Genomic DNA, 1,224 nt, shown 5'->3' with positions numbered 1-1,224 from the left:
GGCGACGCTTCCGCCAAGTGATGCAGGGGCCAGGCGCCGCCCTCCGCTTCCGTGCGGCGCTGCGCATTGCGCTGAGCCAGTACGTCGCCAGCGGCCTCACCGTCGCGCTCGGCCTGCTCGTGATCTCGGCCGGCGCGCACCTGTGGCTCGGCGCCGTCGCGGCCTCGGCCGCCGCGGTGGGCGTGATCGTCACGGCCCCGCCCGACCTGCCCGGCCCGCGCCGCGGCAAGTTCTTCCAGATGCTGCCGGCCCCGCTGATCGGGCTGCCGCTGTTCTTCCTGGTGCAGCTGCTGCACGCCGCGCCCATACGCCTGGGCCTGGTGCTGGTGCCCGCCACCTTCGTCGCCTTCCTGGCGATGGCATGGGGCAAGCGGGGCATTCCCATTGCCATCGCGGTGATGTTCTCGATGATCTTCTCGATGGCCACGCCCGCACCCAGCGGCATGGCCGAGGCGCTCGAGCGCACCTGGCACTTCGGCATCGGCGCCGGGCTCTACGTGATCTGGGCCACGCTCGCCAACCATGCGCTGAATTCGCGCTTTCGCGTGCAGTCGGTCTCGGACGTGCTGTATTCGCTGGCCGCGCTGATGCGCACCGAGGCCAGCCAGTTCACGCCGCGCGACGACACCAGCGACATCCGCGAAACCCCCGCGCCTTTGCTGGGCCGGCTGCTGCGCGAACAGGCCGCGCTGGCCGACCAGCTGCAGGCCACGCGCGACATCGTGCTCGAATCGCCGCGCACGCCGCGCCGGCAGCGGCTGGCCGCCATGCTGGTGATCGTGCTCGAGATGCGCGACCAGCTGCTCGCGAGCGAGCTCGACCTGGACGCGCTCAAGAGCCATCCCGCGCACGCCGAGGCGCTCATCGAGATGCGCCGCGTGCTCGAGGAGCTGGCCGACGACACCACCGCGCTCGGCGACGCGCTGCTGATGGGCCGCCAGCCCGAGCCGGTGGCCGACCGGCGCCCGCGGCTCGCGTCGATCCATCTTTCGGGCGAAGACCATATCGCCAGCCACGGCCTGCCGGGCCCGAACGCCGCCATGCTCGCGCGCGGCCTGGCCAGCCGCATCGGCCACATCAACGACGAGGTGCTGCGCCTGTCGGCCATGGCGCGCGGCGATGCCGAGCCCAATCTTGCGGTGGTGCGCGCCAACTGGCAGATGTTCGTGAGCCCGACCGACTGGTCGCTGCGGCCCTTTCTCACGCTGTGGCGCTGGGACGCGC

The 1,224-nt window shown here is 72.1% G+C and carries 1 protein-coding gene; it reads left to right on the top strand.

Going from position 1 to position 1,224, the window contains the following annotated elements; all coding sequences use genetic code 11:
• Positions 1–20: 20 nt before the first annotated feature.
• A partial coding sequence (locus AC1DOC_RS34260; RefSeq protein WP_478131648.1) for an FUSC family membrane protein occupies positions 21–1,224 on the top strand: 1,204 nt, incomplete at its 3' end.

This window comes from Variovorax sp. 01T439_2 (genome assembly GCF_056398445.1).
The sequence above is the reverse complement of the archived record's forward strand: the minus strand, read 5'-3'. Positions and strand labels throughout refer to the sequence as shown.